The sequence below is a fragment of the Rhodococcus sp. OAS809 genome (assembly GCF_040546695.1).
In the GTDB taxonomy this organism is placed as follows: Bacteria; Actinomycetota; Actinomycetes; order Mycobacteriales; family Mycobacteriaceae; genus Rhodococcus_F; species Rhodococcus_F qingshengii.
On record NZ_JBEPOI010000002.1, the window covers coordinates 6,244,457 to 6,269,616 of the forward strand.

A 25,160-nucleotide genomic window follows, 5' to 3' on the forward strand; every position below is an offset into this window, starting at 1 on the left:
TGATGACAACTCCTTGATTTCGGGAGCCGATATGCATCATACTAACCGAACCCTATTCGGTATGTCGGCGGAATCTTCCGGCGATCGGTACACGTCGGAGGAACATTCAATATGTCTGTCGTATGGCTGACCGGTGCAACGATCATCGACGGGACGGGCGCCGACCCGATCGAGAACTGCGCTGTTGCTGTGGAAAACGGGCGCATCAGTGCACTCGGTGGCACGCCACCCACGGGGGCGGAGGTGCTGGACTGCGCTGGGCTGACAATCACGCCCGGCCTCATCGACGCACACGTTCATCTCGGTGGATCGAGCGATCTCGCACCGAGCCTGCGGCGTCAGATCTCGGTAGCCGAGCTCGCTGCAGACATGTTCGCGACCTGCGCATCGACCCTCGACGGGGGATTCACCACTGTTCGTGACTGCGGCGGAATCGACGGTGGACTCGCCGGAGTTGTCGCCTCGGGCAAGATTCCGGGTCCGCGGATCATTCAGTGCGGCCCGATCCAGTGCCAGACCGGTGGACACGGGCACCTGGCGGCCGAATGGGAGCCGACTTCGGACTGGTCCGATCATGACATCCCCGGATTACGTTGTATGTCTCTGCTTTCCGACGGTCCGCACGAAATGCGAAAGAACGTTCGCGAGACGTTCCGCAGGGGTGCGGACTTCCTCAAACTGTGTGTTACCGGGGGAGTGGTATCCACTCATGACAAGCTCACCGATACCCAGTTCACGGTCGACGAGATCGAAGTTGCCGTCGAGGAAGCCAATGCGCGCGGTACCTATGTCACGGTGCATGCTCACAACAACGAGGGAATCCGTAACGCTGTCACTGCCGGGGCAAAATGCGTCGAGCACGGCTCCGATATCGACGACGAGACCGCCAAGTTGATGGCCGAGCACGACGTCGCGTTGGTGCCGACGTTGGCTGTGGTGCAGGCGCTCTCGGACAGCGCGGCGTCAGCAGGTCTACCCGAATCGATTTCGGCTCGGATCGGCCAGATGATGCAGGGTCAGATCGACGGGCTTCTTGCTGCTCGAAATGCCGGCGTCAGAGTGGGATTGGGATCGGACCTCATCGGTACCGATCAAACGGGCCGGGGAATGGAGCTGGTCCTGCGCGCCAAGGTCGAAACCCCGATGGACGCATTGGTTTCCGCTACCCGGATCAACGCCGACATTCTCGGTATCGCCGACGAGGTCGGCACCATCGAAGTCGGCAAGTTCGCCGACCTCGTTGCATTCCGCGGCAATCCGTTGACGGATCCGTCCATCTTCGCCGATCGTGAGCGCATCGCACTCGTCATTCAGAGCGGTCGAGTGGTGAAGGACGGCCGGTAGCTCAACAGCGAGTGGCGAGTTCTGTCAACGCCGAGTGATCCGCCCGGCTGACCGGTAAGCCGTAGGAAATCGCGACGGTCAAGTACTTGCCGGCGTAAAAGCATCGGTACGCAGGATCGGGCGGCAACCACTCACTGGGCGTGCTGTCGCCTTTCGACTGGTTGTCGGGGCCGTTGACGGCCAACAGGTTCAGAGACATGTCGTTCGCGAACCTCATCCGCAACGCAGGAGTCCAGGAGTTCGCGCCGAAGTCCCAGGCCGCGGCGAGCGGGAAGACGTGGTCGATCTGGACGGACTTGGCCTGGCTGCGTTCGAATTCGATGCGATCTCCGGAGTACGGGTCGGTCATCGCGCCCGACAGTACGACGCAGTCACGTGTTCCCGGTTTGAACACCACGTCCGAGAGATCTTGGGCCAGAACGTTGTTGCGGGTATCGCACCCGTCGTGGCCACCAGGTGCGTCCTGGTCGTCGGACCACGCGGGGCCGAAGACGCAGGCCTCGCCGTTACCGCAGCCGCGCTCGTATCCACCCGGATGTGGGCGGTTGTCGACAATCGCGGTCCGGGACAGCAGCGATTCGAGCTCCGATCGTGTCGGGCTGCCCGGGGCCGACTCGAGACGCTCGTCCCCGAACCATCCGCAGGACGCGACGAGACATACGAGCACGAGCGTCGACAGGATCGCAAATAACCGTGCAACCACCTGTGCCCCCGTCCGTCGTAGACGGTGATTCAACGCCGCCCGTCGTAGACGGTGATTCAACGCCGTCCGTCGTAGACGGTGATTGAACCATCGGGGGCCGACAGGAATCAGCCGAACTCGATCACTACTTTGCCGGCGGCATGGCCGTCTTCGACTGCAGCGAGCGCTTCCCCAGCGCGGGAGAATGGGTACCGCCCGGACACGGACGGGTCGAGGATCCCGTCGGCCACGAGCGCCGCGACCTCCGTGAATACTGCTGTAGTTCTTCGGCGTTCGACACCACCGCCGCCGAGTCGGCTCGCAGCCAGAGGATCGGCGATGCTCAGGATCGGTGCGTCCGGTCGGGCGAGCTCAGCGCCGCGAGTGAGAGTGTCCCCGCCGACCAGGTCGAAAACCGCGTCCACTCCGACTGGGGACAACGCGGACACGTCGTCTGCGAAGCCGTCCCCCGACGCAACCCAACGTGCTCCCGCTTCCTCGATCGCGGTTCTCTTGGACTCGCTCGCGACACCGATCACGTTGATACTCCGCGCCAGAGCAAGCGCGATCGTGCTGCGACCAACGCCGCCGCCGGCGCCGAGCAGCAGGAGTGTCGCCCCGGGTTTCAGACCGAGATCGTGGAGTGCGTCGTAGGCCGTTCCTGCCGCAACCGTCAGCACTGCGGCATCGGCCCAGGACACGGTAGGCGGCTTGTGTGCTGTCGAGGAGACGTTGAGCAATGTCGACGCGGCGTAGCCGCCGAAGCCGGTCGCGGTAGCGCCGAACACTTCGTCGCCGACCTCGAACTCGGTGACCCGCGGACCTACTCCGATGACAACACCGGACACTTCGCGGCCCAGAACCGCAGGCAGCGTCACCGGGACAGTATCTTTTCGAGTACCCGCGCGAACTTTCCAGTCAGCGGGGTTGACGCCCGCCGCTCGGACCGACACCAGCAGTTGGCCGGCACCCGGTGGGGGCAAGGTGACGTCGAAGTAGGACTGTGTGTCGGGTCCGCCGTACTCGGTGAAGCCGTATGCCGTCGTCATGCCTGCCAGCCTATTGCCCGGTAGGCGGGAAGTGGTGTCGGTGGCACCTGATTGGATGGTCGGATGCTGCATGGACTCTGGTCACCGGGATCGGGGCTCAAACTGTGGGTCGACGGGCACGACGGTGCCGGGACCGACGATCCCCGTGATCCGGTCAGTGCTGTCCTGCATCGCAAGTTCCGTCATCGTGTGAATGTCGCTATGCCGCCCGTACCTGGCGGGCCTTTGCAGAGTGAGTACGCAGCTGTTGCGTTAGCGCCGCCGGACGCAGTCGATCTCCTGCTGCGGTTCAAGGCCGACGATCAGCGAATTGCGGGAGACCTGCACTTTCTCGTACATGTGGCGCGAGGAATAGACCGTTGGGTGCGCGCCGGACGGGTGGTCCCCGCACTGACGCGGGCTGAAGGAAGTTGGTGGCCACGCTGGCAGTTGTCGGTGGGGGAACGCCAGCGCGCCTGGATCGGCGAATTGGTAGTGGCGATGCCGCCGGTGCAGCGGGCGGTCGGTTCGCCGAGGGCGACGATCGAAGACATCACGAACGAACTCACGGACCCGATCGTCCGTCGTGCTCTCGGGGACTCGCATCCGGTGGTGCAGACCCCGCTGTGGCAGGCCGTGTTGTCCGGGGATGCTTTCGACGACGTGTCGGTACGAGCGGCCGAGGGACTCGCCGAATGGGGGTCGACGTTCACCGCCGGAGAGCCGGACCTGGTTCTGCGGCTGATCGAGCCTGAACTCGACGACAATTCCGATCCCGACGACGATGCGCTGTGGCGTCTGCAAGTGTGTTTGCGTCCTGAAGGTGAAGCGCCCGAACGTGTTCGACTGCACCGGGCCGATCCCAAACGTATCCAGCTCGGCAGCCGCAAACTCGAAGAGGCAATCAAGGCTTACCCACGTTTTCGCGACGTGCCGCGCGACGAGGACAGTCTCGACCTGTTGCTGCCCACTCCTGTAGTGATGGACCTGGTCGGACACGGCGCGATAGTCCTGCGAGAGCGAGGGATCACGCTGCTGCTTCCGCGTGCCTGGAACGTGGTGTCTCCATCCCTGCGTGTGCGGGTGACCTCGGCGGCGTCTCCGATCGTTGCGGAGAATCGTACGGTCGGTATGGACCAATTGCTGGAATACGATTGGGAATTGGCGCTCGGAGACAAGGTACTCACCGCCGAGGAAATGACCCGACTGGTCGATGCGAAGTCCGATCTGGTCCAGTTGCGCGGCGAGTGGGTTCAGGCGGACAAAGACGTCCTGGCCCGCGCGGCTCGTTTTGTCAGTCAGCGGCATTCGAGCGGGGACCGAGCGATCGTCGATCTGATCAAGGACTTGATCGCCGACGACCTCAAAGACCTGCCGGTCGAGGAAGTGAAGGCAACCGGATGGGCCTCTGCACTGCTCGACCAGTCGGTGGCTCCGCGGCAGGTCGCGGTACCGTCGACGGTCAACGCGACTTTGCGTCCGTATCAACGACGCGGTCTCGACTGGTTGGCGTACATGAGTGCTCTCGGGCTCGGCGCTGTTCTGGCCGACGACATGGGTCTGGGTAAGACGCTGCAACTGTTGGCGTTACTTGCGCACGAGAAGTCCAAGACAGCAACCCTTTTGGTGTGCCCGATGTCGGTTGTGGGTAACTGGCAGCGTGAATCGGCGCGATTCGTGCCGAGCTTGCGCGTCTACGTTCATCACGGTTCGGATCGCGCTACCGGGGCGGAGTTGGAACAGGCAGTTCGTGAGAGTGACCTCGTGATCACCACCTACGCGCTCATGACCCGCGACGTCGCGGCCCTCAAGGATCTCGACTGGCGGCGCGTAGTGCTCGACGAGGCTCAACACATCAAGAACGCCAAAACATCTCAGGCGAGAGCTGCTCGCAGCATCCCCGCGGATCATCGCGTTGCTCTGACCGGAACGCCGGTGGAGAACCGACTGGACGAGCTGCGGTCAATCCTCGATTTTGCCAATCGCGGTGTACTCGGCTCGGAGCAGATGTTCCGCAAAAGGTTTGTCGTACCGATCGAGCGGGAAAAAGATCAGCTTGCCGTCTCGCGACTGCGAGCCGTCACGTCCCCCTTTGTGCTGCGGCGCGTGAAGACCGATCCCGCCGTGATCGCGGATCTCCCGGAGAAGTTGGAGATGACGGTTCGAGCGAATCTCAGCGAAGAGCAGGCCGCGTTGTACCGCGCCGTGGTGGACGAGATGATGGCGCAGATCAAGGGGACGGAAGGGATGAAGCGCAAGGGCGCCGTCCTGTCTGCGCTGACCAAACTCAAACAGGTGTGCAATCATCCCGCGCACTTCCTGCGCGACGGTTCGCCGGTGATGCGCCGCGGGCAACACCGTTCGGGAAAGCTCGGACTGGTCGAGGACATCGTCGAGTCGGTCATCGGCGACGACGAGAAGGTTCTGTTGTTCACACAGTTTCGTGAGTTCGGCGAATTGGTGGTGCCGTACCTGGCCGACCGGTTCACCACCGAAGTTCCGTTTCTCCACGGCGGAGTGTCGAAAGCCGGGCGCGACGCAATGGTCGAGGCATTTCAAGGTGAAGGCGGCCCGCCCATCATGGTGCTCTCGCTCAAGGCCGGCGGCACGGGTCTGAATCTCACGGCGGCCAACCATGTGGTTCACCTCGACAGATGGTGGAACCCGGCGGTAGAGAACCAGGCGACGGACCGTGTCTTCCGCATCGGTCAGAGAAAGAACGTTCAGGTACGCAAGATGGTGTGCGTCGGAACCTTGGAAGAGCGAATCGACACGATGATCGCGAGTAAAAGTGAACTCGCCGAACTTGCAGTCGGGACTGGTGAGAACTGGGTGACGGAGATGAGCGTCGAGCAACTGGACGAGTTGTTGCGACTCGGCGACGACGCGGTGGGCGAATGAGTCCGCGCGGTAAAGGCCCCGATTTCAGTGAGTACACCGGGCCTCGACGGCGAGCACCCGCGCCGGTCAAGCCTCGTCCAGCGTTCGGGAGGACATTCTGGGGCAAGGCTTTTGTCCGCGTCGTCGAAGAGATCGGCGACAAACCTCGTGTCACGCGTGGGCGAACGTATGCGCGTTCGGGTCAGGTTTTGGCGCTCGACATCGAACCGGGAGTGGTGACGGCCGAGGTTCAGGGCAGCCAACTTCAACCTTTCGTTTCCACGCTGTCGATCGACACCCTCGATCAATCGGATATCGACGACATCATCACCAAGATCCGCCGAGTGCCGGGAAGTCTTGCCGCACTGGTGTCCGGCGTTGTGCCGGACATGCTTGCTGCTCAACTGATACCGGACGGTCCGTCGGCGTTTCGCTTCGACTGCACCTGCCCCGATGTCGGTTGGCCGTGCAAACACGCTGCGGCCGTGGCGTTCTTGACCGCGGAGCGAATCGACACCGATCCGCTCAGTTTGCTGAGACTTCGCGGGGTCGACCTGGAGCAGTTGATCGGGGGAGTGGAAGACGAGTCGACTGTTTCGGTGGACGTCGAGAATTGGTTCGGAATCGCGGCTGCCCTCCCTGCGCTACCGAAGGTGCCTTTTCGCGCGGCGATCGACGATCTGGATATCAGGCGGTTGCGCGAGGCGGTTGCGGCATTGGGATTGGACATGGCTCAGCAGAACGTCGCCTTGGACGAAATACGGTCCATCTACCGACGGTTGGACGGTTGAAATCGGACAACTCCGGACTGGTGCTAGTTTCCTGTCGTAAATTCCAGTATCGTTAATTGGACCGGTCCGGTCGGGACCTGCCTGCGATTTCAGGTCGTTGTCGTCGGCGAATAGACGACTATTCATTTCTCGGAGGGACAGTCGCTGTGATGCCCGTTCATTTGCGCGACAGCGCAATACCCAAACACGAACAGTTGCGCACCATTCTCCTGCGCAAGTGCACCCAAGAACTCCAGCCTGGCGACTTGATGACCAGCGAGCGAAACCTGATGCAGGACTACGGCGTCAGTCGGATCACCGTTCGCGAGGCAATCGGGCAACTGGTCAATGACGGACACCTCGTTCGCGTGCGTGGCAAGGGAACCTTCGTTGCGCACCGTGCTGTCCAATCCAAGCTGCACCTTGCATCCTTCACCGAGGAAATGCGCGCCCAGGGGCATCACCCCACGACAGTGGTCCTGGTCAGCGAACAGGGGCCGGTCCCCGAAAACACTGCTGCCGCACTGAATATGCGACCGGGTTCCGACGGTTACCACGTCAAGCGCTTGCGCCTTGCCGACGGCGAGCCGGTGAGCGTGGACGACGGCTGGTTCAATCCCGAACTGTTGCCGGGTTTACTCGACATGGACTTGACCGGTTCGATCTATCGGGCAACCGCCGACAAGTACGACAAGCCGATCGATCGGGCAGAGCAGACAGTCAGTGCCGATGGTGCCAGTACGGAGATCGCGACTCTCCTGGGCACTCGTAAGGGCGCTCCGGTTCTGTACTTCGATCGAGTGTCGTTCAGCGAGATCGCACCGGTCGAGCACACTCGCAGTTGGTACCGATCCGACCGCTACCAGTTGCAGATGGAAGTCCAGGGCCAAGCGCGGCCCAAAACGCGCGGCGACCAATAGTCATCGTTCGAAGCGAAAGGGCGAGCACACCTTCCGGTGTGCTCGCCCTTTGCGTTACGCCGACCAGTCGAACAGAGTGTCGCCAGTGGCGACGTCCCCACCGACGGAAGGGGATTCGACGGTGTCCGGTTTGGAATCCATCACGACTACCGGGCAGATCGCCGAGTAACCGGTCGTGTCGATGTGCGCTGGATCGAAGCTGACAATGGGATCACCCGCATCGACGGTGTCACCCTCGGCGGCGATGAGGGTGAATCCGTCGCCTTCGAGCTTGACCGTGTCGATGCCGATATGGACCAGCACGCCGGTGGCTTTCTCGCCGAAGATCACGAACGCGTGGGGGTGAAGTTTCAGGATCTTTCCGCTGATCGGCGCCACGACCGTGAGTGGGCCCTGACCGCGAGCGGGTTCGATCGCGACGCCCGAGCCGACCATCTGCTGAGCGAACACCGGGTCCGGTACGTCAGCGAGTGCGACGACCCGACCGGGGAGCGGGGCGAGGACGACCGTCACAGGATGTCCTCGATGTCCTCGGCAAGGGTGTCGGCCTCGGGCCCGACGATGACCTGGACAACCGTTCCGGCCTTGAGTACGCCGTGTGCGCCGGCAGCCTTGAGAGCGGACTCGTTCACCTTCGCTCCGTCCTTGACCTCGGTACGCAGGCGGGTGATGCAAGCCTCGATCTCGACGATGTTCTCTGCGCCGCCGAGGCCCTTGATGATTGCTTCCGCTTTCGACATTTGCTGCTCCTGATTGTCGGGTTGGTCGTGATCGTTGAACGGTCGTGCAGGTGGGCTGACTAGTTGCTGGTCAAGGCTATCCCGGTTACGTATGTCACATTTGGGTGTTGACAACTCGCCTCCACCAGGTAAAACTACAACTGGTTATGACCGGACAGTACCCGTTGGAAGTCCGGCTCCACAACAGTTTCGACAAAACGGTTTCGGCCTCACTTCCGAGCAAGAACCGTGACCTGCATTTTCACGAAACCTGCACGTGTACGACACCCGAATTTCCAGAACCAGCGGCCGATCGCGACGCGGCCCGGCGAACGAAGAAGGTCCTTGATGACTCTCGAAGACACCCCGAAGAAGGAATCGAAAGTGTTCGCCGGGGTTCAACGCCTCGGCCGAAGCTTGATGCTTCCGATCGCCGTTCTGCCGGCTGCGGGAATCTTGCTCCGCCTCGGCCAGGACGACCTGCTCGGGCGATTCAGTTCGATGCACAGTGCTGCTGCAGTGATCTCTGCGGCAGGACAAGCAGTCTTCACGTGGCTGCCGCTGATCTTCGCCGTCGGTATCGCGATCGGCTGGGCCAAGAAGGCCGACGGATCGACTGCCTTGGCAGCCGTCGTCGGCTACATGGTGATCGACGGCGTGTTCAAGGCGATGTCGCCGATCGTCCTCGAAGGGAAGACGGACCCGAACGGGGATCAATCCCTGATCAACTACGGTGTGCTCGCCGGTATCGTGATGGGCTTGCTGTCGGCGATCCTGTGGCAGCGGTTCTATCGAACGAAGCTTCCCGATTATCTCGGGTTCTTCAACGGGCGCAGGCTCGTTCCCATCCTGACAGCGATCACCGGTCTTGTGGTCGGTGTCCTGATGGCATTCGTGTACCCCTTGTTCAACTCCGGCCTCAACTGGGTCGGTGAAGCAGTTGCTTCCAATACCGTTGTGGGCGGCGGCATTTACGGCGCAGCGAACCGCCTCCTGATCCCCACGGGCCTGCACCACATCTTGAACTCCGCCGTGTGGTTCCTGATCGGCGACTACCAGGACGCGAGCGGTCAGATCGTTCGCGGTGACCTCAACCGGTTCTTCGCCGGCGACCCCTCCGCCGGTACGTTCATGACCGGCTTCTTCCCGATCATGATGTTCGCCCTCCCCGCTGCAGCCTTCGCAATCTGGCGCAACGCCAAGCCTTCTCAGAAGAAGCTCGTCGGCGGCATCATGCTCTCCACCGGCCTGACCGCATTCCTCACCGGTATCACCGAGCCGCTCGAATTCTCCTTCATGTTCGTCGCATGGCCCCTGTACGTCATCCACTCGCTCCTGACCGGAACGTCGATGGCCTTGGTCAATGCGCTGGGGATTCACGACGGATTCACGTTCTCCGCAGGCTTCTTCGACTACGTGTTGAACTTCGGCAAGGCAACCAACGCATGGATGTTGATCCCGATCGGACTCGGCTACGCCGTGATCTACTACTTCCTTTTCAGCTTCGTCATCAAGAAGTGGAATCTGCGCACGCCAGGACGAGAAGAAGAGGTCGAGGTGGCTGCAGGTGAGCCCGACCCAGCGCTGCTCGAGGCCGAACTGGCACTGGCTGCCGAAGGTGACAGCCGCACCGACGCCCCGCTCGTCGCCGAACTGGAAAACAAGCTCGACAAGGAACTGGAAGGACGCTGAACATGGCGATCGCAACCACGACAATCGGATCCCGCGTCGGACTCCACGCACGACCCGCAGCGCTCTTCGCGCGCGCCGCAGCCGATCTACCGGTAGACGTCACCATCGCGCTCGGCGACGGCGAACCCGTCGATGCCTCCAGCATGTTGTCTGTCATGACTCTCGGTGCAGCATTCGGGGATTCGGTGACCTTGCGTGCTGACGGTGACGGCGCCGACGCTGCGGTCGGTTCGCTCGCAGAGCTTCTCGCATCCGAACTGGACGAAGCCTGATGACGGCGAGTGTGGACAACCGCATCGCGGGTATCGGAGTGAGCGCGGGTTCGGTCTGCGCGCCGTGGTTGCGATTCTCCACGCCTGAGCCGACCTCGGCGTCGGATCCGATCACAGGCAGTCCCGAGGCGGAGCTGATCAGGATCCGTGAGGCACTGGACGCCGTCGCGGAGGACTTGCTCTCGCGTGCAAAGACAGTCGAGGGCGTCTCCGCGGAGATCCTGACGACGTCGGCTGCGATGGCGCGCGACGCGGGCATCGTGAAGGCGGCCAAGGCGAACCTGGAATCGGGGCTGCCGACCGCACACGCCGTCGCAGTCGCCTTCGACGCCTTCTGTGAAAAGCTCACGGCGCTCGGCGGGTACATGGCCGAACGGGCAACCGATCTGCGCGATCTCGGGCAGCGAGCTGTGGCCGTTCTTCGAGGGGAGCCGATGCCCGGAATCCCCACTCCCGGTTACCCGTACATACTGGTGGCGCGCGATCTCGCTCCGGCGGATACGGCGACGCTGGGCACCAGTGACGTGGTCGGATTGTTGACTGCCGAAGGAGGTCCGACCAGCCATACGGCTATCTTGGCGAAGTCGCTCGGAATCCCGGCCGTGGTCAACTGCTCGGGAACCGATCTGCTGGCGGAGGGGAAACTTCTCATCCTCGACGGCACCACCGGGACGGTCACCATCGATCCCTCGGCAGAAACGCGCGAGCGCGCAGTCCTCGAAGCATCGTTCGTGGCAGAGCAGTCGGCTTCGGCACAGGGTCCAGGACGCACGCGTGACGGGTTCGCGGTGAGGTTGTCGGCCAACATCGGAACCCTCGAGGACGCCGCGCGGGCCGGAGCGGCGGATTGCGAGGGCGTCGGACTGTTTCGTACCGAATTCTCGTATCTCGGGCGTCACGACGCACCGTCGGTGGAGGAGCAAGCACAGACGTACGCGTCGGTGCTCGGGCACTTCGCCGGACAGAAGGTGGTGGTCCGCACTCTCGATTCAGGTTCGGACAAGCCGTTGCCGTTTCTCGATCTCGGGGTCGAGGAGAATCCGGCCCTTGGTATCCGCGGGCTCCGTGTCGGCACGGTTTATCCCGACACACTCATCAGCCAGCTCGACGCCCTCGCGGCGGCAGGCAATGCGACGGGCGCCGATCTGTGGGTCATGGCGCCGATGGTAGCTACGGCCGACGAGGCGAAAGACTTTGCAGAACTTGCGCGTTCGCGGGGGATCGGCAAGGTCGGAGCGATGATCGAGGTTCCAGCTGCAGCGTTGCGGGCGAAGGATATCCTCGAGCACCTCGATTTTGTCAGTATCGGTACCAATGATCTGAGCCAGTACACCTGCGCCGTGGATCGTATGGCCGGAGGCCTGGCGCAACTGCTCGATCCGTGGCAGCCGGCGGTCCTCGATCTGATCGCGATGGTCGGTCAGGCGGGCGCCGATGCCGGAAAACCAGTTGGTGTGTGCGGAGAATCCGCGTCGGACCCGCTGTTGGCTCCGGTTCTGGTCGGTTTGGGCGTGACGAGTCTGTCGATGTCGGTCCCGGCATTGGGCGCAGTTCGCGCGCAACTGGCCTCTCTCGATCTGGCGGTGTGCAAGGACATGGCCGCTGCGGCGCGGGGCGCGCGAAACCCGATCGAGGGTAGAGCGGCCGTCGCGCGGATTCGCGAGTCGGCATGAGTACATCAGGCTCGGCTACTGCCGGCGATCCGATCGTATTGCGGGGAACTGTGATCGGATCTCCGGCCGGGAAGATTCACGACGGAGTCGTCGTCGTGGACGGCGAAAAGATCAGTTGGGTCGGCTCGGCTGCGGACTATGTGGCGTCCACACCCGTCGTCGTCATTCCGGAACGCACCGACGCGGTGATCATGCCCGGCTTGATCGATGTCCACAGCCACGGCGCCGCGGGTGCTGGTTTCCCGAACACCGACGCCGGTGGAGCGAGCCGCGCGGCGGCGCACCATTGTGAGCACGGCACGACCGGAATGCTGGCCAGCCTGGTCTCCGCACCGCGCGCAGATCTGGTGCGACAAGCAACGATGCTCGCCGATCTGGTCGAACGCGGAGAACTTCTGGGTATCCACCTCGAGGGTCCGTTCATCAACGGCGTCCGCTGCGGTGCCCAGGATCCGGCGGCGATCATTCCCGGTGATCCGGATCTGCTCGAAGCCGTGTGTGACGCCGCGCGTGGGACCGTGCGGTCCATGACCTTGGCGCCCGAGACCGAGAATTTCGAAGAGTTGCTCGCGATCATGCGTCATCGCAACATCGTGCCGAGTTTCGGTCACACCGATGCCGACGCGGCAACGACGTCGGCGCGGATCGATGCTGCGGTGCACGGGGATTGGGCCGGACAGATCAGCGCGACCCACCTCTTCAACGGGATGCCGCCCCTGCACCATCGATCTCCGGGTCCCGTCGCGGCGTGCCTGGCGGCTGCCGCGAGAGGCGAGATGGTGGTGGAACTGATCGCAGACGGTGTGCATCTTGCACCCGAGACCGTGTCGATGGTCTTCGATGCTGTCGGACCGGACCAGATCGCCTTGGTCAGCGATTCGATGGCCGCTGCGGGAATGGACGACGGCGACTACCAACTCGGTGCGCTCGACGTCACCGTACAGGCGGGCGTCGCACGGCTCGCGACGACCGACGGCTCGGTCGGCGCGATCGCCGGAGGGACCGCGAGGTTGCTCGACGTGCTGCGCAGCACCGTCTTCAACGGCGGCGTCGCGCTGGAAGACGCTGTCGCAGCGGCAACTCGGAGCCCAGCGCATCTGCTGGGGCTCGGCGACCTGATCGGATCGCTGGCCGTGGGCTGCCGAGCCGACATCCTGATCACCGATCGTCACTTGCGCCTGGGGCGTGTACTACTCGGCGGAAAAGTCGCCGGAAAGGAAAAATCATGGAAATCGTAATTCAGCCGACACCCGCGGAGGTCGGCTCGACCGTCGCGGACATCGTCGAAGGCTACGTCAGAGCCGGGGCGACGACGCTCGGTCTCGCAACGGGGTCGTCGCCGATCGGAACCTATCGTGAACTGGCAGCGAGGCATCGCGACGCCGAACTCGACTTCTCGCTGGCTCGGGCATTCCTGCTCGACGAGTACCTGGGATTGCCGAAACGCCATCCGCAGTCGTACTACTCGGTGATTCGGTCGGAGTTCGTCGATCACGTCAACCTGGATCCCGCGATGGTGTCCAGTCCCAACGGTGAAGCGCCGTGCCCGGAGCAGGAGATCGCCCGGTACGACCAGAGCATCGCGGCGGCCGGGGGAGTGGACGTGCAGTTGCTCGGCATCGGTACCGACGGCCACATCGGCTTCAACGAGCCCGGATCGTCGTTGACCTCGAGAACCCGCGTGAAGACGCTGACCGAGCAGACCCGGATCGACAACGCACGCTTCTTCGACGGTGTGGACGACGTCCCACATCACGTGCTCACCCAGGGGCTCGGAACCATCAGCGATGCAAGGCATCTGGTGATGATCGCGACCGGAGAAGGCAAGGCTGACGCGATCGCCGCTGCCGTCGAAGGTCCGTTGTCTGCTTTCTGCCCGGCTTCGGTGATGCAATTGCATCGCCATGTCACCGTCGTCATCGACGAAGCTGCGGCCAGTTCACTCAAACTTGCCGACTACTACCGGTATGCGCTCGAACACAAGCCGTCGTGGCAGTCCTTCTGACATGACGGTTCTGGAGCTGGCTGTGCAGGACGTGCGGGGGGCGAGGATCGCGCGTTCGGTGGGAGCGACTCGAGTCGAGTTGTGTGCGGCACTCGGCCCGACGGGGGGATTGACGCCCAGCATCGGAGTGATCGAGGCTGCGACGGAGGTGGGGATCGCGGTTCACCCGCTGATCCGTCCGCGCGCTGGAGGTTTTGTGTTCTCACCCGACGAAGTGTGGGTGATGGAGCACGACGTACATGCTGCTGTGGCCGGTGGAGCTTCCGGCATCGTGATCGGCGCGTTGACAGAAGACAATTCGATCGACACCGTCGTGCTGCGCCGCATCATCGGATGCGTGGACCGTGCGCGGGTCGAGGTGACAGTACATCGTGCGATGGACGTGGTGACCGACCGTCTGACCGCGCTGGACGAACTGATCGACCTGGGCGTGACCCGCGTGCTGACGTCCGGGGGTGCGGACACTTGCAACGAGGGACTCGACGAGATCGGTCGAATGGTCGAACATGCCGCGGGCCGGATCCAGATCATGGCCGGTGGCGGAATAACCGTCGACGACATCCCGGCAATCGCTGCCGTCGGCGTCGATGCGCTGCATCTCTCGGCGCGCAAGGTTGTCGCAGTTTCCGGCGGACCTGGTGGGGGATCGGACGGATACGACGTCACAGATGCAGTAGTCGCGCAGGAAGCGGCGGCCGCGCTCCGCGCTGTGCGCCTTTATTAACCCCCCGCGGTTAATAAAGGCGCACAGCCCTTGGGCTCTAGACATACATGGACATCCAACTATAGGATGGTAGACATATTCACTGCTGCCTCCTGGGCGGTCCATACGAGCAAGGAACGGGTTAGCACAATGGTTGAAAATGCGACGGTTCACGAGTTGACGCACTTCGTGGGTGGCAAGCGTGTTCCCGGGACATCTGATCGATTTGCGGACGTGTTCGATCCCAACACCGGCAAGGTGCAGGCCCGCGTTCCCCTCGCGAGCAAGGCCGAGACCGAAGCCATCATCGCCAATGCCGAAGAGGCGCAGCAGGTGTGGGCAGCGTTCAACCCGCAGAAGCGTGCCCGCGTGCTGATGAAGTTCCTGCAGCTCGCTCAGGCCGAGATGGATTCTCTGGCCCGCCTCCTCTCGTCCGAGCACGGCAAGACCGTCGCCGACGCCAAGGGTGACATCCAGCGCGGCCTCGAGGTCATCGAGTTCGCCGTCGGCGCTCCGCACCTGCTCAAGGGTGAATTCACCGAGAGTGCCGGCACCGGCATCGACGTGTACTCCATGCGTCAGCCGCTCGGCGTCGTCGCCGGCATCACGCCCTTCAACTTCCCCGCGATGATCCCGCTGTGGAAGGCCGGCCCCGCCCTCGCCGCCGGTAACGCCTTCATCCTCAAGCCCTCCGAGCGTGACCCTTCCGTCCCGCTGCGCCTGGCCGAGCTGTTCCTCGAAGCAGGACTGCCCGCAGGTGTGTTCAACGTGGTCAACGGTGACAAGGAAGTTGTCGACGTCCTGCTCACCGACGATCGCATCAAGGCCGTCGGCTTCGTCGGCTCCACGCCGATCGCTCAGTACATCTACGAGACGGCCGCAGCTCACGGCAAGCGCGCACAGTGCTTCGGTGGCGCCAAGAACCACGCGATCGTCATGCCGGACGCGGACCTCGACGAGGTTGCCGACGCCCTGATCGGTGCGGGCTACGGCAGCGCCGGCGAGCGTTGCATGGCCATCTCGGTTGCCGTTCCCGTCGGCGAGGAGACCGCGGACGCTCTTGTCGCGAAGCTGAAGGAGCGCGTCGCGAAGCTCAAGATCGGTCGCAGTGACGACGAAGGCGTCGATTTCGGACCGCTCGTTTGCCAGGATGCCCTCGACCGCGTCAACAACTACGTGCAGATCGGCATCGACGAGGGCGCAACGGCAGTCGTCGACGGCCGCGGCTTCACCCTCGAAGGCCACGAAGGTGGATTCTTCGCCGGCGCAACTCTGTTCGACAACGTCACCTCGGACATGCGCATCTACAAGGAAGAGATCTTCGGACCCGTCCTTCAGGTGGTCCGCGCTGCCGATTACGAAGAGGCACTGCGTCTTCCGACCGAACACGAGTACGGCAACGGCGTCTCCATCTTCACCCGCGACGGCGACACCGCGCGTGACTTCACCGCTCGCGTCAACGTCGGCATGGTCGGCGTGAACGTGCCGATCCCGGTCCCGATCGCGTACCACACCTTCGGTGGCTGGAAGCGCTCCGGATTCGGTGACCTGAACCAGCACGGTCCCGACTCCTTCCGCTTCTACACCAAGACCAAGACCGTGACGCAGCGCTGGCCTTCCGGCAAGAAGGAAGAGACCAACCACTTCGTCATCCCCACGATGAACTGATCGGAACACTTTCCATGTTTACTCTGACCGATGACGAGCGGGCGATTCGTGACACTGCCCGCGACTTCGCGGCCGAGCATCTGGCGCCCAACGCAGTGGAGTGGGATCAGACCAAGCATTTCCCGGTGGACGTCCTCCGTAAGGCGGCGTCCCTGGGAATGGGCGGTATCTACATTCGTGAAGACGTGGGTGGCAGTGAGCTGAGTCGCGTCGACGCTGCCCGGATCTTCGAAGAGCTGGCCAAGGGCGATCCGTCGATCGCCGCGTACATCTCCATCCACAACATGGTCACGTGGATGATCGACCAGTTCGGCAACGACGAACAGCGCCACAAGTGGGTTCCCGGACTCTGCTCGATGGATCAACTGGGCAGCTACTGCCTCACCGAACCCGGCGCTGGCTCCGATGCTGCGGGCTTGAGCACCAAGGCCGTTCGTGACGGCGACGACTACATCCTCAACGGCGTCAAGCAGTTCATTTCCGGCGCAGGCACTTCCGACGTGTACGTCGTGATGGCGCGCACCGGATCTGCCGGTGCCAAGGGGATCTCGGCGTTCATCGTGCCCAAGGATTCGCCCGGACTGTCGTTCGGTGCCAACGAGGTCAAGATGGGCTGGAACGCGCAGCCCACCCGTCAGGTGATCTTCGAAGACGTGCGAGTTCCTGCCGCCAACATGCTCGGTGAAGAGGGCAGCGGCTTCCGCATCGCTATGAAGGGTCTCAACGGCGGCCGGCTGAACATCGCCGCCTGTTCGGTTGGTGGGGCCCAGGCGGCGCTGGAGAAGGCAGTCGCATATCTGGTGGACCGCAAAGCTTTCGGTTCGGCACTGATCGAGTCGCAGGCCCTGCAGTTCCAGCTCGCCGACATGCGTACCGAACTCGAAGCGGCCAGGACGTTGCTGTGGCGCGCCGCTGCCGCACTCGAAGACGGAGCGTCCGACGTCGTGGAGTTGTGTGCGATGGCCAAGCGCTTTGCCACCGACACCGGGTTCGACGTAGCCAACAAGGCTCTCCAGCTTCACGGCGGGTACGGCTATCTTGCTGAGTACGGGATCGAGAAGATCGTCCGCGATCTTCGGGTTCATCAGATCCTCGAAGGCAGCAACGAGATCATGAGGGTGGTCATCGCGCGCAGCGTGGTCGCATCAGGTCAGGGAAAGCAGGGAGCAGCATGAGCGACGAGCTCGAGGTATTGATCGAAAAGCGTGACGGGCTGGGGCTCATCACTCTCAACCGTCCCAAGGCGATCAATGCCCTCAACCACTCGATGGTCAAGGCGATGGCCAAGGCCCTCGAGGAATGGAAGTCCGACGACGACGTCAAGGCAGTCGTACTCACGGGCGCCGGCGAGCGTGGTCTGTGCGCCGGCGGCGACATCGTCTCGATCTACCATGACGCCAAGGACGGCAAGACCGGTTCGCTCGACTTCTGGCGTGAGGAGTACATCCTCAACTCCGAGATCGCGAACTACCCGAAGCCGTACGTCGCGATCATGGACGGGATCGTCATGGGCGGTGGCGTCGGAGTGTCCGCACACGGCGACATTCGCATCGTGACCGAGCGCTCGATGATCGGAATGCCCGAGACCGGAATCGGTTTCATTCCAGACGTGGGCGGAACTTACCTGCTCTCGCGTGCTCCCGGTGAACTCGGGACGCACATCGCGCTCACCACGGCGCGACTGAGCGCCGGCGATGCCATCGCAGCAGGTTTCGCTGACCACTTCATCCCGTCGGAGAACATCGAGACGTTCATCGCCGCACTCGCGTCGTCTTCGGTTGCCGACGCCGTGGCGCAGTACGCGGAGCCGGCTCCGGTGTCGGAACTGTTGGCCCAGCAGAGCTGGATCGACGCCGCGTACTCCGCCGACGACGTATCCACCATCGTCGAGCGTCTTCGCGCAAGTGGAATCCCCGAAGCTGAGAAGGCAGCGGAGCAGATTCTCGGCAAGTCCCCGATTGCACTGTCGGTGACCCTGCGATCTCTGCGGCATGCCAAGGAAGCAGCAAGCTTGGAAGAAGTCCTCAACGAGGAGTTCCGGGTCTCGACCGCTGCGCTCGCCTCACACGATCTGGTCGAGGGCATTCGCGCCCAGGTCGTGGAGAAGGACCGAAACCCGAAGTGGTTGCCGGCAACTCTCGACGACGTCACGGCAGAATCCGTCGACGCCTACTTCGCCCCGCTGGGCGACAACGAGCTCGGACTCGCCCCTCAACCGCAAGGCAACTGATCACCGCCGAAGGAGCATCACTAATGAGCACCATTGGATTTATCGGACTCGGTCACATGGGTGGCCCGATGGCGGCCAATCTTGTCAAGGCCGGACACAAGGTCGTCGGTTTCGACCTGGCACCTGCGGCGCTGGAGCAGGCAGTCAAAGACGGTGCATCGGTGGCGGATTCGGCGGTCGACGCCGTTCGCGGTGCCGACGTCGTGATCACGATGCTGCCGAGCGGTAAGCACGTTCTGGGTCTGTACGAAGAGCTGCTGCCGGTGGCAACACCGGGCACGCTGTTCATCGACTGTTCCACCATCGACGTCGCCGACGCCCGCGAGGCACACGACAAGGCCGAAGCAGCCGGTCACCGCAGCGTCGACGCACCGGTCTCCGGTGGAGTCGTCGGGGCTACCGCAGGCACGCTGGCATTCATGGTCGGCGGTTCCGAGGCTGACTTCCAAGCCGCGTCACCGTTGCTGGACGTGATGGGCCGCAAGGTCGTTCACTGCGGCGACGCCGGTGTCGGCCAGGCAGCCAAGATCTGCAACAACATGATCCTCGGCATTTCGATGATCGCGATCAGTGAGGCGTTCGTGTTGGGCGAAAAGCTCGGCCTGAGCAACCAGGCGCTCTTCGACGTGGCGTCCAACGCCTCGGGACAGTGCTGGGCACTGACCACCAACTGCCCGGTTCCGGGACCTGTGCCCACCAGCCCGGCCAACAACGACTACCAGCCTGGCTTTGCTGTTGCACTGATGGACAAGGACCTCGGTCTGGCAGCAAATGCGCTGCGCAACAACGGCGTCGATGCGGAGATCGGACTCAAGGCCGCCGAGCTCTACAGTCGCTTCCATGCCGCGGGCGGTGGCGGTCAGGACTTCTCTGCCATCATCAACGACATCCGTGACCGTTCGACCGAAGGACAGTAGTGACCGACTTCAATACCATCATCCTCGAGCGTAAGGGTCGCGTCGGCGTCATCACGCTCAACCGCCCGAAGGCTCTCAACGCGCTGAACTCCGAGCTGATGAACGAGGTCGTCGCCGCGGTTGCCGACCTCGAAGCGGACAACGGCATCGGAGCCATCCTGATCACCGGTTCCGAGCGCGCCTTCGCCGCCGGTGCCGACATCAAGGAAATGCAGTCCAAGACGTACATGGACGCATACGTCGAGGATTTCTTCACCCCGTGGGATCGCGTCGCAGCAGCTCGTAAGCCGCTGATCGCCGCCGTCTCCGGATACGCGCTCGGTGGTGGCTGCGAGCTTGCGATGCTCTGCGATTTCATCATCGCTTCGGATACCGCGAAGTTCGGCCAGCCCGAGATCAAGCTCGGTGTCATTCCGGGTATCGGTGGCTCGCAGCGCCTTACGCGCGCCGTGGGCAAGGCCAAGGCCATGGAGCTGTGCCTCACCGGCCGCAACATGGACGCAGAAGAAGCCGAACGTGCAGGCCTGGTTGCCCGGATCGTTCCGGCCGCCGATCTGCTCGACGATGCCCTGAAGACCGCAACCACCATCGCCGAGATGTCGCTGCCGATTGCGATGATGGCCAAGGAAGCAGTCAACCGCTCCTTCGAGACCACCCTCGCCGAGGGCGTCCGCTTCGAGCGTCGGGTGTTCCACTCGACCTTCGCGACGGAGGATCAGAAGGAAGGCATGACCGCGTTCGTAGAGAAGCGGTCGGCAGAATTCAAGCATCGCTGAATTTCAACAGCGCTGAATTTCAACAGCGCTGAAACTGCCCTCACACTCGTCGAGAGTGTGAGGGCAGTTTCTTTGTGTGTACGGGTGGTCGGTTCACCACTTGGTCGGTGCGCCGCCGGTGTCGAAGTCACCCGCAGTCTTGCGAAGTTCAGTGAGGATCGTCACCAATTGCTCGAGCTTGTCCTGCTGGAGTCCGGGGTGAGCGAACACCTTGCTGTTGAGCATTTCGGTGGCTTCGAGGGCCAGCGCGCGACCCGCGTCAGAGATCTCGATGAGCGTCGCACGGCGATCGCTGGGATGCGGGACCCGACTGACCAACTCCGCTTTCTCCAAACGGTCGACGGCATTGGTGACGCTGGTGGGGTGGACCTGGAGTCGGGCGCTCGCCTTGGCCATCGGGAGTGCGCCCGACCTGGTGAAGGTGAGAAGCGTCAGCAGTTCGTAGCGAGCGAAGGTCAACCCGAGCGGCTTGAGTACCTCTTCGACCCGCGCCATCATGATCTGCTGCGCACGCATCACCGACGTGACCGCAGCCATACCGTCGGCGACGTCGCTCCACCCGTGCTCCGTCCACTGACGATGCGCCTCTTCGATGGGGTCGAGGGGGAGCGGCGCGGGGGGAGACATAGGTTCGATCATCCCATGTTGGCAAGCGGTCGGGTGCCTTGTCTGATTGTGTGTCGCAGCCGCTTACGTCTGTAGAGTCCCACGGGTGATTTCAATCCTCGTAGCGGGTGGCGTCTCGTTGTTCGTCGCGCTCTTCCTGACTCCGTTTCTCATTCGTGTGCTTTCGCGGCAGGGGCTCGGGCACGAGATTCGGATCGAGGGTCCGCAGAGCCATCAGGGCAAGCGTGGCACCCCGTCGATGGGCGGCATCGCGATCATCGCCGGCATGTGGGCGGGCTACCTGGCGGCACACATCATCGGATTCGGCTCGCGGCTACCGCGGCTGTCTGCATCCGGTTGGCTGGTTCTCGCGCTCGCCACGTCACTGGGAATCGTCGGCTTTCTCGACGACTTCATCAAGATCCGTAAGAAGCGCAATCTCGGGCTCAACAAGACAGCGAAGACCGTCGGTCAGCTCGCGAGCGCCATCATCTTCGGCATTCTCTTCCTGCAGTTCTCCAACAACAACGGAGTCACCCCCGGAAGCCAGTACCTGTCCCATGTACGAGATATCTCGGTGTTCTCCATGGGTGCCATCGGCTTTGTGGTCTTCTTCTGCATTCTGGTGTTCGCCTGGTCCAACGCCGTCAATTTCACCGACGGTCTCGACGGTCTCGCGGCCGGCTCGATGGGCATGATCCTGGGGACCTACGTCGTCATCGCCGGTTGGCAGTACCGGAACTCATGTGTCCTCGAGCCTGCCGCCGGTTGCTACGACGTTCGTGACCCCCTGGATCTCGCGATCGTCGCTGCCGCCGCAGGCGGGGCGTGCCTCGGCTTCCTCTGGTGGAACGCCGCCCCGGCTCAGATCTTCATGGGTGACACCGGCTCCTTGGCGCTGGGCGGCCTGGTTGTCGGCCTGTCCGTCACGACGCACACCGAGCTGCTGATGGTCATCATCGGCGCCCTGTTCGTCGCTGAGATCCTGTCGGTGATCATCCAGGTTCTGGTCTTCCGATCGTCCGGTCGACGCGTATTCAAGATGGCCCCGATCCATCATCACTTCGAGTTACTCGGTTGGCCGGAAACCGTCGTGATCGCAAGATTCTGGATCTTCGTCGCGATCTCGTGCGTCCTGGGACTTGCCACCTTCTACAGCGAGTGGTTCTCCGCTGCCGGTTAGACCGATTCACTCTTTCGGGTCGTAGCCAGAAGAGCGATCAGACCGAGCGACACACACGCCGTCATTGTGACGGCCAGGGCTGTGCTCGTGTTTCCCAGTAGACCGACTGCCGGCGCGATGGCCGCACCGACGCCGAACTGGAATGCACCGAGCATTGCCGCGGCAGTACCGGCCGCTTCGCCGTGACGAGCGAGGGCCAGTGCCGGGGCGTTGGGCAGAACGAACCCGATGGCGCCGGCCATGACCCACAGTGCGATCACGAATCCGGCGAGTCCGCCGAGTTCCAGGACCGCGACAGCAATGACGACGGCCCCGGAGACAACCGCAGCCACGAGGGCCCACTTGGTGATCTGCTGAGGAGTCCACCGGTCGAGCAGTCGGACGTTTACCTGCGAAGCGCCGATCAACGCAATCGCGCCCGCACTGAAGAGCAGTGCGAACTCCTGCTGGTTGAGGCCGTACTGATCCTGATAGACGAACGACGCGCCCGAGACATACGCGAACAACGACGCCATGCCGACGCTGGAGACGAGCGTCAGGACCATGAACGTGCGGTCGCCGAGCAGCGAACCGTAGGTGCGGAGAACCGACGTCAATCCGCTCGGGCGACGCTTTTCCTTCGGCAATGTTTCGGACAGTCCGAACGCACCGATCATCGCTGTGCCGACGCCGATCAGTGCCAGTACGACGAAGATCCCGCGCCAGTCGAGGGCGACGAGGAGGGCGCCACCGATGCTGGGCGCCAGGATCGGCGCAACGCCGAGCACGAGCATCAGCCGGCTCATCACAACGGCAACGGTGTTACCGCTGTAGAGGTCGCGGACGATCGCCATGGTGACCACTGCCGCGGCCGCCGCGCCCATGCCCTGGAAAACCCGCAGGATGCCGAGGACAGCGATGCTCGGTGCGAAGACCGCCAGCAGCGAAGCCAGGATATGGACGCCGATTCCGGCAAGCAGCGGCTTTTTGCGGCCGAGAGTGTCCGAGAGCGGCCCGACCAACAGCTGGCCGAGTGCGAGGCCGATGAGAGTTCCGGTGATGGTCAGCTGAACCGTTGACGACGAGACCCCGAGATCGGCACCGATATCCGGCAGCGCGGGCAGGTACATGTCGATGGTGAAGGGCCCGAGCGCAGTCATGGAACCGAGGGCAAGAATCTTCCCGACGCTGGGCTTACGGTCGACACTGCTCATTTCCAGCGGGGCTGCCTCCAAGGGCGGAGCTGCCTTCACGGGCGGGGCAACGGCGGTGTTCTCGGCACTCATGAAACCTTCTGGGTTGTCTGGGTCTGGCGAACTGCTCGGTCGTTCGGGCGAAATTCGTATGATCTGCGCCCGCCGAGGGAGTCAGCATCGAGACTGACCGATTTGTTCCCGAAGGGCTCGCAGTTTTCCCAGAGACTGGAACGGCGGGTGGGATCGCACTCGAATCATGCTGAGCGGAACTGTGGTTCGACGCCGTGACTCAGGGCAGAGTTACTCACTGACGCGGGTGTGGCTGAGTGGCTAGGCACCGGCCTGCAAAGCCGTTCACACGGGTTCGAGTCCCGTCATCCGCTCGTGTCGGAGACCGGCAGGCATATCGCCTGCCGGTCTCTCTTGTGTGGTCCCGGTTCGCGGGGTCGGCTGCGATAGTCTGGGCTGCCGGAGCGAGCGGACCACATGAGTGAGGCACAGAATTGATTTCGGGACAGGACCTGCGATCGCGGCGCTTGCACGTGGGGATCAGTCAGTTCCAGTTCGCCCGCCAGGCGGGAGTCTCGTCAGCAGTCGTCTCCGCGTGGGAACTCGACAAGGCATATCCGAAGCCACCGGTTGAGCGAGCAGTCCTCACGGCCCTCTCCGCGTTGGAAGCGGCCAAGCGTGAGGGCACGTACGCGGCCCCCCGGAAGCGATCGAGCGGTAGTACCCGTGCGCGTCGAGCGACACCGGTCAACGACCCCGCCTCGGTGGCCAGGCGTGCGGTCGCGGGGGCAGGAAACGGTGGCCCCACCGTATTGACGGCGTTCTCCGGTTGTGGCGGTATGGCCGAAGGCTTTCGGATGGCGGGGTTTTCGGTGGAGGGATACATCGAAGTCGTGCCGGAGGCGCGCGCGACCTTCGATCGGAACTTCCCCGGCGCGAAGTGCCTCGGTGAGGACATCCGGGCGATCGACGAAGCCCGTGTGAAAGATCTTCTGGCACAGGTGAATATCGATGTGTTGGCCGGGGGGCCGCCGTGTCAGGGTTTCAGTCTCGCCGGCCGGCGAGACCGCGACGATCCGCGTAACCATCTCTTCCGGAACCTACTCGAGCTCGCCGATCTGGTGAGGCCGAAGGTCGTGGTGATGGAAAATGTTCGGCTGCTGCTGAGCATGAAAGACCCGGACGGTGGGATGGTCGTCGACCGGATTCTCGGCGAGATGGCTGCATGCGGTTACGACGCGTCGGTCAACACGGTCAATGCGCAGGACTACGGCGTCCCGCAGTTCCGGGAACGAGTGTTCATCGTGGCGACCCGCCGCGACAGTGGTATCGGGCCGCTGCGTTTTCCGCCGAAGACTCACGGCGTGAATGGTGTTGCGCCGCTGAGGACTTTCCGCGATGCCACCGTCGACCTGGCCCCGCTGGAATCCGGGCAGGCTTGCGAGACGGACCCGCTGCACTGGGCCGTCGAGCATCCCGAGCACGTCTTGCGGTGGCTGCGTGATGTACCGGAAGGAATGTCGGCGCACGACAACGAAGATCCGGCCATGCGACCGTCGTCCGGGTACAACACGACGTACAAGCGCCTCCGGTGGGACGAGCCGGCGTCCACGGTCGGAACCACTTTCGGGATGATCTCGGCTTCACGCAACGTGCATCCGAAACACACGCGATCGTTGACCGTTCGAGAAGCTGCTCGCCTCCAGACCTTTCCCGACGACTACGTCTTCGAGGGCAAGTGGGGAGCGGTGCGCACGATGATCGGCAATGCGGTGCCGCCGCAGCTGGCGTCGGTACTGGCAGGAGAGATCAAGAAGGCACTCGGCTGAGATAGAGCACCTACGGAAAATGGGGCCGACGATGTCGGCCCCATTTCGAGTTACGCCCTGGCAGGGGTGTGGTGCAAGC

General features: G+C 63.1%; 23 protein-coding genes and 1 tRNA gene. 18 read left to right on the forward strand and 6 right to left on the reverse strand.

Going from position 1 to position 25,160, the window contains the following annotated elements; translation table 11 throughout:
• Positions 1-111: 111 nt before the first annotated feature.
• Positions 112-1,344 (forward strand): metal-dependent hydrolase family protein, encoded by a 1,233-nt coding sequence (locus tag ABIE52_RS32325; protein ID WP_192713369.1) that lies wholly within the window; start codon positions 112-114, stop codon positions 1,342-1,344.
• Between the two features lies 1 nt (position 1,345).
• Here ABIE52_RS32325 and ABIE52_RS32330 read toward each other — a convergent pair whose 3' ends face one another.
• Positions 1,346-2,047: an HNH endonuclease family protein gene (locus tag ABIE52_RS32330; protein ID WP_136471231.1), complete on the reverse strand. Its 702-nt coding sequence runs from the start codon at positions 2,045-2,047 to the stop codon at positions 1,346-1,348.
• 107 nt (positions 2,048-2,154) lie between these two features.
• Positions 2,155-3,075: an NADP-dependent oxidoreductase gene (locus ABIE52_RS32335; RefSeq protein ID WP_054827462.1), complete on the reverse strand. Its 921-nt coding sequence runs from the start codon at positions 3,073-3,075 to the stop codon at positions 2,155-2,157.
• A 63-nt stretch (positions 3,076-3,138) separates the two neighbouring features.
• Between ABIE52_RS32335 and ABIE52_RS32340 the strand changes: the two genes are divergently transcribed.
• The 3 genes from ABIE52_RS32340 (at position 3,139) to ABIE52_RS32350 (ending at position 7,624) form a co-directional block, all read left to right on the forward strand.
• Positions 3,139-5,955 (forward strand): DEAD/DEAH box helicase, encoded by a 2,817-nt coding sequence (locus tag ABIE52_RS32340; protein ID WP_058227690.1) that lies wholly within the window; start codon positions 3,139-3,141, stop codon positions 5,953-5,955.
• Complete coding sequence (locus ABIE52_RS32345; protein ID WP_192713368.1) at positions 5,952-6,725, forward strand: SWIM zinc finger family protein; 774 nt, start codon at positions 5,952-5,954, stop codon at positions 6,723-6,725. Before ABIE52_RS32340 ends, ABIE52_RS32345 begins: the two co-directional genes overlap by 4 nt.
• 149 nt (positions 6,726-6,874) lie before the next feature.
• Positions 6,875-7,624: a GntR family transcriptional regulator gene (locus tag ABIE52_RS32350; protein ID WP_007726130.1), complete on the forward strand. Its 750-nt coding sequence runs from the start codon at positions 6,875-6,877 to the stop codon at positions 7,622-7,624.
• Positions 7,625-7,678: 54 nt separating this feature from the next.
• On the opposite strand, the gene ABIE52_RS32355 is transcribed toward ABIE52_RS32350, so the two are convergent.
• Together ABIE52_RS32355 and ABIE52_RS32360 are read right to left on the reverse strand one after the other, a co-directional pair.
• Positions 7,679-8,137 (reverse strand): PTS sugar transporter subunit IIA, encoded by a 459-nt coding sequence (locus ABIE52_RS32355; RefSeq protein WP_019749215.1) that lies wholly within the window; start codon positions 8,135-8,137, stop codon positions 7,679-7,681.
• Positions 8,134-8,364, reverse strand: coding sequence for a PTS sugar transporter subunit IIB (locus tag ABIE52_RS32360; RefSeq protein WP_003941324.1), 231 nt, complete (start codon positions 8,362-8,364; stop codon positions 8,134-8,136). The genes ABIE52_RS32355 and ABIE52_RS32360 overlap by 4 nt, the downstream gene beginning before the upstream one ends.
• A gap of 327 nt (positions 8,365-8,691) precedes the next feature.
• Here ABIE52_RS32360 and ABIE52_RS32365 point away from each other — a divergent pair, with 327 nt between their 5' ends.
• From ABIE52_RS32365 to ABIE52_RS32415, 11 genes are all read left to right on the forward strand, one after another.
• Positions 8,692-10,035, forward strand: a complete 1,344-nt coding sequence (locus ABIE52_RS32365; RefSeq protein ID WP_003941307.1) for a PTS transporter subunit EIIC — start codon at positions 8,692-8,694, stop codon at positions 10,033-10,035.
• 2 nt (positions 10,036-10,037) lie between these two features.
• Positions 10,038-10,307, forward strand: coding sequence for an HPr family phosphocarrier protein (locus ABIE52_RS32370; protein WP_003941322.1), 270 nt, complete (start codon positions 10,038-10,040; stop codon positions 10,305-10,307).
• A complete protein-coding gene (ptsP, locus tag ABIE52_RS32375; RefSeq protein ID WP_192713367.1) occupies positions 10,307-11,980 on the forward strand; it encodes a phosphoenolpyruvate--protein phosphotransferase in 1,674 nt (557 codons plus the stop codon). The genes ABIE52_RS32370 and ptsP overlap by 1 nt, the downstream gene beginning before the upstream one ends.
• On the forward strand, positions 11,977-13,218 hold the full coding sequence (locus ABIE52_RS32380; RefSeq protein ID WP_192713366.1) for an N-acetylglucosamine-6-phosphate deacetylase: 1,242 nt from the start codon (positions 11,977-11,979) through the stop codon (positions 13,216-13,218). Before ptsP ends, ABIE52_RS32380 begins: the two co-directional genes overlap by 4 nt.
• Positions 13,206-13,985, forward strand: coding sequence for a glucosamine-6-phosphate deaminase (gene nagB / locus ABIE52_RS32385; RefSeq protein ID WP_192713365.1), 780 nt, complete (start codon positions 13,206-13,208; stop codon positions 13,983-13,985). The genes ABIE52_RS32380 and nagB overlap by 13 nt, the downstream gene beginning before the upstream one ends.
• Position 13,986: 1 nt before the next feature.
• The gene (locus ABIE52_RS32390) at positions 13,987-14,709 is read left to right on the forward strand and encodes a copper homeostasis protein CutC (RefSeq protein WP_192713364.1); all 723 of its coding nucleotides are present in this window, start codon (positions 13,987-13,989) and stop codon (positions 14,707-14,709) included.
• A 129-nt stretch (positions 14,710-14,838) separates the two neighbouring features.
• Positions 14,839-16,356, forward strand: a complete 1,518-nt coding sequence (locus ABIE52_RS32395) for a CoA-acylating methylmalonate-semialdehyde dehydrogenase (RefSeq protein ID WP_003941275.1) — start codon at positions 14,839-14,841, stop codon at positions 16,354-16,356.
• A 14-nt stretch (positions 16,357-16,370) separates the two neighbouring features.
• Complete coding sequence (locus tag ABIE52_RS32400; protein WP_007726145.1) at positions 16,371-17,531, forward strand: isobutyryl-CoA dehydrogenase; 1,161 nt, start codon at positions 16,371-16,373, stop codon at positions 17,529-17,531.
• Positions 17,528-18,586, forward strand: a complete 1,059-nt coding sequence (locus tag ABIE52_RS32405; RefSeq protein ID WP_042923165.1) for an enoyl-CoA hydratase/isomerase family protein — start codon at positions 17,528-17,530, stop codon at positions 18,584-18,586. Before ABIE52_RS32400 ends, ABIE52_RS32405 begins: the two co-directional genes overlap by 4 nt.
• Positions 18,587-18,609: 23 nt before the next feature.
• Positions 18,610-19,503, forward strand: a complete 894-nt coding sequence (gene mmsB / locus ABIE52_RS32410) for a 3-hydroxyisobutyrate dehydrogenase (RefSeq protein WP_003941308.1) — start codon at positions 18,610-18,612, stop codon at positions 19,501-19,503.
• Positions 19,503-20,279: an enoyl-CoA hydratase gene (locus ABIE52_RS32415; RefSeq protein ID WP_003941374.1), complete on the forward strand. Its 777-nt coding sequence runs from the start codon at positions 19,503-19,505 to the stop codon at positions 20,277-20,279. The genes mmsB and ABIE52_RS32415 overlap by 1 nt, the downstream gene beginning before the upstream one ends.
• A gap of 93 nt (positions 20,280-20,372) precedes the next feature.
• On the opposite strand, the gene ABIE52_RS32420 is transcribed toward ABIE52_RS32415, so the two are convergent.
• A complete protein-coding gene (locus tag ABIE52_RS32420; RefSeq protein WP_042445520.1) occupies positions 20,373-20,906 on the reverse strand; it encodes a MarR family winged helix-turn-helix transcriptional regulator in 534 nt (177 codons plus the stop codon).
• An 85-nt stretch (positions 20,907-20,991) separates the two neighbouring features.
• Between ABIE52_RS32420 and mraY the strand changes: the two genes are divergently transcribed.
• Complete coding sequence (gene mraY / locus ABIE52_RS32425) at positions 20,992-22,068, forward strand: phospho-N-acetylmuramoyl-pentapeptide-transferase (protein ID WP_003941316.1); 1,077 nt, start codon at positions 20,992-20,994, stop codon at positions 22,066-22,068.
• Here the strand turns inward: mraY and ABIE52_RS32430 are convergent.
• Positions 22,065-23,333, reverse strand: coding sequence for a multidrug effflux MFS transporter (locus ABIE52_RS32430; RefSeq protein WP_141751406.1), 1,269 nt, complete (start codon positions 23,331-23,333; stop codon positions 22,065-22,067). The genes mraY and ABIE52_RS32430 overlap by 4 nt on opposite strands.
• A gap of 222 nt (positions 23,334-23,555) precedes the next feature.
• On the opposite strand from ABIE52_RS32430, the gene ABIE52_RS32435 reads away from it, so the two are divergent.
• Both ABIE52_RS32435 and dcm read left to right on the forward strand, forming a co-directional pair.
• Positions 23,556-23,626: transfer RNA gene (locus ABIE52_RS32435), tRNA-Cys, on the forward strand.
• A 159-nt stretch (positions 23,627-23,785) separates the two neighbouring features.
• The gene (dcm, locus tag ABIE52_RS32440; protein WP_054187334.1) at positions 23,786-25,081 is read left to right on the forward strand and encodes a DNA (cytosine-5-)-methyltransferase; all 1,296 of its coding nucleotides are present in this window, start codon (positions 23,786-23,788) and stop codon (positions 25,079-25,081) included.
• The last annotated feature ends 79 nt before the right edge of the window (positions 25,082-25,160 follow it).